The organism is Cerasibacillus sp. (assembly GCF_036516575.1).
In the GTDB taxonomy this organism is placed as follows: domain Bacteria; phylum Bacillota; class Bacilli; order Bacillales; family Amphibacillaceae; genus Cerasibacillus.
In genome coordinates, this window is sequence record NZ_DATBTY010000002.1 from 49,242 (window position 1) to 56,378 (window position 7,137).

The following is a 7,137-nucleotide window of genomic DNA, read 5'->3' on the forward strand; positions in this document are numbered from 1 at the left end:
TTGTCTATTATCGCCAAATTTCGAGCAAGCGCTCAATCGTAAAAAATGGGTGGGGCAAAACCTTAGTGCGGGGGTGAATCTGGTTTGGGGTAATGCTTGTTCTTTGGGAGAGAAGTGAACATGCATGAGATGTGTAGCGAAAACCGTTTAATGAGTGGCGTGTTCTTTCTTAAAAAAATCAGTCTGTTATGGCCCGTGACGGAGCGAAAATATCTAGAAATCGAGAGCAATCTTTGAAAGTGGACCTGCTCATCGAAGGCAGCACCTATCAACAAAAGGGCGCGAAGCCTACCATTCCGGGGAGCCCCCAGCACCCTACATTTTAACAATAAAAAAGGGGCAGACTCATAAATCATTATCAAAGTACGATGGCGTGAGGAGTGACTCTGTGTATTAAACAAAAACCATGCCAACGAAGAGGGGTTGGATATATGGAAATTTTGGAGTCAAAAATGATATTTCCGACGAGAGGAGAAGCGGGAGAATTTTTCACAGCGGATCATTTGACAGAAGAAGAACAGATGATTGCGCAGACGGTGTCACAATTTGTGGATGAAGATATTTTGCCATACTTAAAACAGATTGAACAGCATGATTATGATCTCACGCGTAAACTTTTTACTGCTGCCGGGGAGCTCGGTTTGATGGGCGTTGAAGTCCCAGAAGATTATGGTGGACTTGAATTAGGTAAGAAAATGTCCGGAATTATTGCTGAGAAGATGGGTTACGCAGCTTCCTTCAGTGTCGCTTTTAATATTCATTCAGGTGTCGGTTTACTTCCATATGTTTACTATGGGACCGATTATCACAAACAAACATTTGTTCCAAAACTCGTATCAGGCGAGTGGATTGGCGCCTATGCACTGACCGAACCAAATGCTGGCTCTGACGCGTTAGCCGCAAGAACTAGAGCGACTTGGGATGAAGAGTCACAGTCATGGACATTAACTGGAGAAAAACAGTGGATCACCAATGCACATGTCGCACAAGTTTTCGTTGTTTTTGCTAATACAAATGAAGGGATTACAGCATTTATTGTGACGCGCGATCAAGACGGTGTCTCAGTTGGCCCAGAAGAGAAAAAGCTCGGCATCCAAGGATCATCGACAGCGACACTTATTTTAGACCGTGTAAACGTTCCGAATAAACATGTGCTCGGCACCGTTGGCAAAGGTCATTATATCGCCTTAAATATTTTAAATGTCGCGCGCTTGAAACTTGCCTTTTCCAATATTGGTATGGCGAAACAAGCACTTGAAATCGCGATTCAATACGGAAAAGAACGTGAACAATTTTCTACAAAACTTATCAACTTTCCGCTCATCCAAGAAAAAATTGCCGAGATGGCGATTGGCATTTACGGGGCGGAAAGCATGGCCTATTATACAGCCGGTTTACTAGATCAAGTTTCAGATTCAAACAACTTATCTGTTTTTGCGATGGATTGTGCTATGAACAAGGTTGCAAGTTCCGAAATGCTGCATCACGTTGTCGATGAGACTCTGCAAATCCATGGTGGTTACGGGTTTATGGAGGAATATGCCATCGCTCGGATGTACCGCGATGCCCGAATCAATCGGATTTTTGAAGGGACAAATGAAATTAACCGACTGACCGTTGCTAAGGCATTTTTTAAGCAAAATCAAACAAAGCCCCTTGCCGAATTTGTTGGAGAAAATGACCGAAATAGCAAATTTATCAATGAATCGTTGAATATATTAAATATGATTCTTGAAAAAATGCCTTTGATGGACCGCGAAGCTCAAGATAAACATCAAGACCAACTAGGTGTCATTGCAGATATGTTAATAGATATTTATCGCATGAAAGCAGCCTATTATCGGGCACAGTCTCATGAAAGAGCAGATTCTATTCATCAGTGGATTGTTTCTGCCATTTGTGAGGAAGGATTTCAAAGAATAAAAACAGCTGCAAATCGACTGATTGCCGCTTTAGAGATTGCAGGAAGTGACCAAGCCTTGATGGTTGAAACAGTGAAAAACTGCACCGTGCCGATGTATAGCAACTTATTTTTAACAAAAAGAAAAATTGCTGAACATATGATTGCCACTGAAAAGTACAAAGTGTAAAGGCGCAAGTTTAAGCAACATATTTTTTATTAGCACATGAAAAAATATTAATGCTATATTTCCCGGGAAATTTTTGTCGAAATAAGGATGAGAAAAGGGAGGAGCGATTCTATGAAAACAATCGGTTTTATCGGGTTAGGTAATATGGGGATGCCGATGTCGACTAACCTGATTGAAGATGGTTATCAAGTCATTGGCTTTGATTTGAACAAACAAGCTGAGACGAAATTTGTCAATGCAGGGGGTGAGGTAAGGGAAAAAGTAGCAGACATCGCTGCCGAATGTGATGTTGTTTTGACAAGTTTACCATCGTCAAAAGCGGCAGAAGCGGTTTTTCTTGGCGATGATGGCTTAATTGCTCATAGCCATAAAGAAGTCGTTTTAGTCGATACGAGTACTGTCGCTCCAGAAACGAATGAGAAAATAGCTGATGCTGCATCAGAAGCAGGCATTGCTTTTCTAGCTGCGCCAGTTAGTGGTGGAGTCATTGGCGCAGAACAGCGAACACTCACATTTATGGTCGGTGGTTCTGAAAAAGTGTTTAAACAAGTTTTACCACTGTTAAACCATTTAGGAGCCAATTGCTTCCATGTCGCTGAAACGATTGATAGTGGTACGACCGTCAAACTGATTAATAATTTATTAATCGGCTTTTATACAGCAGGTGTGAGTGAAGCATTACAAATTGCCAATAAGAAGGGCATTGATCTCGACCAACTTTTCGACATGTTAAATGTGAGTTATGGGCAAAGTCGTATCTATGAACGGAATTATAAAACATTCATCGCGGAACAAGACTACAACCCAGGATTTACGATTTCCCTATTATTAAAAGATCTCGGTTTTGCGATGGATTTAGCAGAACAGCATCAATTGAATTTACCGATTAGTAAACAATTACTTAACCTTTACACGGAAACTGAACAAGAAGGATATGGCGACAAAGACATGGCCGTATTATATGAGAAAATAAAAAAACGAACAGGGAAGGGGATTGAACAGAATGATTGAAACAGATATGAAAGTCGTTAAAAATTTTATCGGTGATCAGTGGGTCGATTCACGGGGGACAGAACAAGAAGAAGTGCCAAACCCAGCGACCGGTGAAACACTCGCCTACGTCCCATTGTCAACGTCAGAAGATGTGGATGCAGCAGTCGAAGCGGCACTCAAAGCGTTTCCAGAGTGGTCGAAGAAATCAGTACCAGGTCGCACACGTCCACTATTCAAATACTTACAGTTACTAGAAAGTGAAAAAGAAGAATTAGCACAAATCATTACGATGGAAAATGGAAAAACATTAACAGACGCACGTGGCGAAGTCCAGCGTGGGATCGAAGTGGTCGAGCTCGCCACATCAACACCGAGCATGATGATGGACGACGCACTGCCAAACATCGCCACAGGGATCGACGGTTCCATCTGGCGCTATCCACTCGGAGTTGTCGGTGGCATCACACCATTCAACTTCCCGATGATGGTCCCATTATGGATGTTCCCACTAGCCATCGCATGTGGAAATACATTTGTATTAAAAACATCTGAGCGTACACCATTATTAGCCGAAAAACTAGTCGACCTATTCTATGAAGCCGGTTTTCCAAAAGGTGTACTTAATTTAGTCCACGGTGGGAAGGACGTTGTAAACCGGATGCTTGAACACCCAGACATCGAAGCGATTTCTTTCGTCGGATCTGAGCCAGTGGCGCGCCATGTGTATGAAACAGGAACAGCCCACGGCAAGCGCGTTCAAGCATTAGCAGGTGCAAAAAACCATTCCGTCGTCATGCCTGACTGCCATTTAGAGAAAACAGTCCAAGGTATCATCGGTTCCGCATTCGGAAGTAGTGGAGAGCGCTGCATGGCAACATCTGTCGTCGCAGTCGTTGATGACATTGCCGATAAGTTTATTGAAACATTCGTTGCAGAAACGAAAAAACTCGATGTCGGTGACGGGCGCTATGAAGCCAATTTCGTCGGCCCACTCATTCGTCAATCGCATAAAGAACGCGTCCTTAGCTACATTGAAAAAGGAGTAGAAGAAGGTGCCGAGCTTCTCGTTGATGGGCGTGAAAAAGGTGAGTCTACTTCAAAAGAAGAGGGCGGCTACTATGTAGGCGCGACCATTTTTGATCATGTCAATCCAGATATGAAAATTTGGCAAGATGAAATTTTCGCACCTGTCTTAAGTATCGTTCGCGTCAAAGATTTAGATGAAGCCATCGCGCTTACGAATAAATCCAAATTTGCTAACGGTGCCGTCATCTACACATCAAGCGGCAAACACGCACAACAATTTAGAAATGAAATCGACGCCGGCATGGTCGGTATTAACGTCAACGTCCCAGCACCAATGGCCTTCTTCGCCTTCGCTGGTAACAAAGCATCATTCTTCGGCGACCTCGGCACCAACGGCAAAGACGGCGTTCAGTTCTACACAAGGAAAAAAGTCGTCACCGAGAGATGGTTTTGATTCGTAGGTAAATTTGACATTGCACGGTGTAAGTGACTGCCTTAGCGTAACTAGAAAACGCCTATCGTTGAAACGATAGGCGTTTTATCTATTTTTAATGTATACTGGTAGGCCGAAACGCGCGATCCCGGGTCAAAATCGCGCAACTTCAGGCCAGAATCGCGCAACCACTCGCTAATGGCTCATAAAAAAATGAAGATTTTCTGCGACTGCAGAAAATCTCCTTTTTATTTTTTAAGCGTCGACTTTTTATTTTTCAAAGAATGATTCAACCAGTTCTTCTGACACGTCCTCAAGTGTTTTATATTTATAATTCGGGTTGTGGTCTTTGTCAACGAGGACGGAGCGGACACCTTCGAAAAAGTCATCATGTTTCATAAAATTCTCAGCTATTATTAAATCTGTTGCGAGACATTCACCAAATGATTTTCCTTCGCCACGTTTAAGTTGTTCCAGTGTTACCTTCAATGATACCGGTGATTTTTCTAACAATCTATTCCTCGTATTTTCTCCAAACTCACTTTCTTCGCCCTCAAGAGACGCCACGATTTCCTCCAGCGTGTCATGGCCAAAGTGCTTGTCGATGACTGGTTGCAATCTATGGAGTTCACCCAATTCTTCTGGAGTTGAAGCATATTTTTCAACAAGGGCTGATAGACGCTTCTCCACATTGCCAGCTAGCCAATCCTCAGATTTCAATTCATCAAGTAGTTTGACCAACTGCTCAGTCTGAACGTGTGCATCAGCCGCTTCCATATACAACACATCCGCTGCGCCGAGCGTGCGGGCTGTTAAAACGGCATAACGTCCAGCCATGCCTGGACCTTTATTTAGAAAATAGGCCGCACCGACATCTGGGAAAAATCCAATATTCATCTCAGGCATCGCCCATTTCGTTTTTTCGGTAACAATTTTAAAATCTGCCCCATATGTCAACCCGACGCCACCACCCATGACGATGCCGTCCAAATTGGCGACAATTGGCTTCGGATAATCATAAATTAACTCATCGGTTTCGTACTCTATGTCGAAAAAGGCAACTGCCTCTTCAATCTTGGCACCACCTTGCCTTGCTTCATAAAGTGTCTTAATGTCACCCCCGGCACAAAATGCTCGGTCACCGGCCGCGTCAAACAGAACAACCTGAACGGCATCATCGTCACGCCATTCTTTCAACGTTTCATTAATTCCTTTTAGCATCTCATCGTTCAGCGCATTTAATGCTTTTGGACGATTGAGCGTGATCACCCCTAGACCATTTTTTTCCTTTGAAAACAACACGTCACCCATCAAAACGCCTCCCTTTGTTATTAATAGTTATAAAGTGGGGAACCGCAATCCCCGATGATTTATAGGATAGGTGGACAACTCCACCACAAAATTTTCATAAGACTACTATACTTCCAAGCGAGCAGTCAATCACTTTTTTAATGATATCACAGAGGAATGCGCCTCTTTAGAAAAATCGATTTCCACATTTGTGAGTTGATTGTGCTGATTATTTTGGGACAAATTTTCAAACAAAAATCGTTACGTAGGATGGTCCCGCTTGGTTAGGATACATTCCCAAAATAAAAATCAGCTCTACATCAGATTGAGCCTTTATGCCAGGCCAGAGAACTCAGCTCAGTCCACCATCTGAATGACTCTGCCCAACTCGGTATGTAATCTACCAAAACTACTTATGTTTAAACTCAGGCTTACGTTTTTCAATAAACGCTGTGACGCCTTCTTTGGCATCTTCAGTCAAGAACAATTCAGCAAAACGATTACGCTCGCGCTCAAGGCCGTGCTTAAGACTTTCATTTTCACCTTTAACAATACATTCAAGGGCACGCGTCACGCTCGTCATGCTTTTGCCTTCAATGAGGGATTTCGCCAGAGCTAAAGCCGTATCGACCACTTCATCCTTAGCAACCGACGCCTGGACAAGCCCCATGCCACTTGCTTCTTTACCGTTCACTTGTTTACTCGTTAACACCATTTCAATCGCTTTTGCTGTTCCAACAATGTCACGCAGGCGCTGTGTTCCACCAAATCCTGGAATGAGCCCGAGATTCAGTTCCGGCAATCCTAAAATCGCATCATCCGCAGCAACTCTTAAATCACACGCCATAGCAAGCTCCAAGCCACCACCAAGCGCTGCCCCATTAATCGCGGCAACGACAGGCTTTTTCATTTCCTCAATCTCATCACACAATTTTTGCCCAGCTTCGGCCATGCCATACGCTTTCTCATAGTCACCGAATGCATCTGTGAATTCCTTAATATCTGCTCCCGCAACAAAGAAGCGTCCCGCACCAGTCACAACGATCGCTTGAGTCTCTTGGTCATCTTTCAATTTACCAAAAGCCTTTCTCAAATCAGTAATCGTTTCAGAAGACAGCGTGTTTGCCGGTGGATGATTCACCTCGACAATGGAAACTGCTCCTTCACGTTTTATTGAAACCGTTTTCAAATCCATCTTGTATACCCCCTAAAAATAATTAATAAATCAACGGAAATTTTTATGACTACTATGAACTTACCATATTTCCAGTTAAAATTTCCATGAAAAAACTTCCTATCTCCTAT

Annotated in this window: 5 protein-coding genes; 3 read left to right on the forward strand and 2 right to left on the reverse strand. The window is 43.2% G+C overall.

Annotated features, from left to right (window positions below; translation table 11 throughout):
• The first annotated feature begins 431 nt into the window (after nt 1-431).
• From VIG73_RS00250 to VIG73_RS00260, 3 genes are all read left to right on the forward strand, one after another.
• Nucleotides 432-2,090 (forward strand): acyl-CoA dehydrogenase family protein, encoded by a 1,659-nt coding sequence (locus tag VIG73_RS00250; protein ID WP_331638166.1) that lies wholly within the window; start codon nt 432-434, stop codon nt 2,088-2,090.
• A gap of 87 nt (nt 2,091-2,177) precedes the next feature.
• Nucleotides 2,178-3,101 carry an NAD(P)-dependent oxidoreductase gene (locus tag VIG73_RS00255; RefSeq protein ID WP_331638168.1) on the forward strand — a complete coding sequence of 308 codons (924 nt, stop codon included), beginning with the start codon at nt 2,178-2,180 and terminating at the stop codon, nt 3,099-3,101.
• Nucleotides 3,094-4,563 (forward strand): CoA-acylating methylmalonate-semialdehyde dehydrogenase, encoded by a 1,470-nt coding sequence (locus tag VIG73_RS00260; RefSeq protein WP_331638170.1) that lies wholly within the window; start codon nt 3,094-3,096, stop codon nt 4,561-4,563. The genes VIG73_RS00255 and VIG73_RS00260 overlap by 8 nt, the downstream gene beginning before the upstream one ends.
• A 249-nt stretch (nt 4,564-4,812) precedes the next feature.
• Here VIG73_RS00260 and VIG73_RS00265 read toward each other — a convergent pair whose 3' ends face one another.
• Both VIG73_RS00265 and VIG73_RS00270 read right to left on the reverse strand, forming a co-directional pair.
• Nucleotides 4,813-5,856 (reverse strand): enoyl-CoA hydratase/isomerase family protein, encoded by a 1,044-nt coding sequence (locus VIG73_RS00265; protein ID WP_331638172.1) that lies wholly within the window; start codon nt 5,854-5,856, stop codon nt 4,813-4,815.
• A gap of 385 nt (nt 5,857-6,241) precedes the next feature.
• The gene (locus VIG73_RS00270; protein ID WP_331638174.1) at nt 6,242-7,027 is read right to left on the reverse strand and encodes an enoyl-CoA hydratase-related protein; all 786 of its coding nucleotides are present in this window, start codon (nt 7,025-7,027) and stop codon (nt 6,242-6,244) included.
• Nucleotides 7,028-7,137 lie beyond the last annotated feature (110 nt).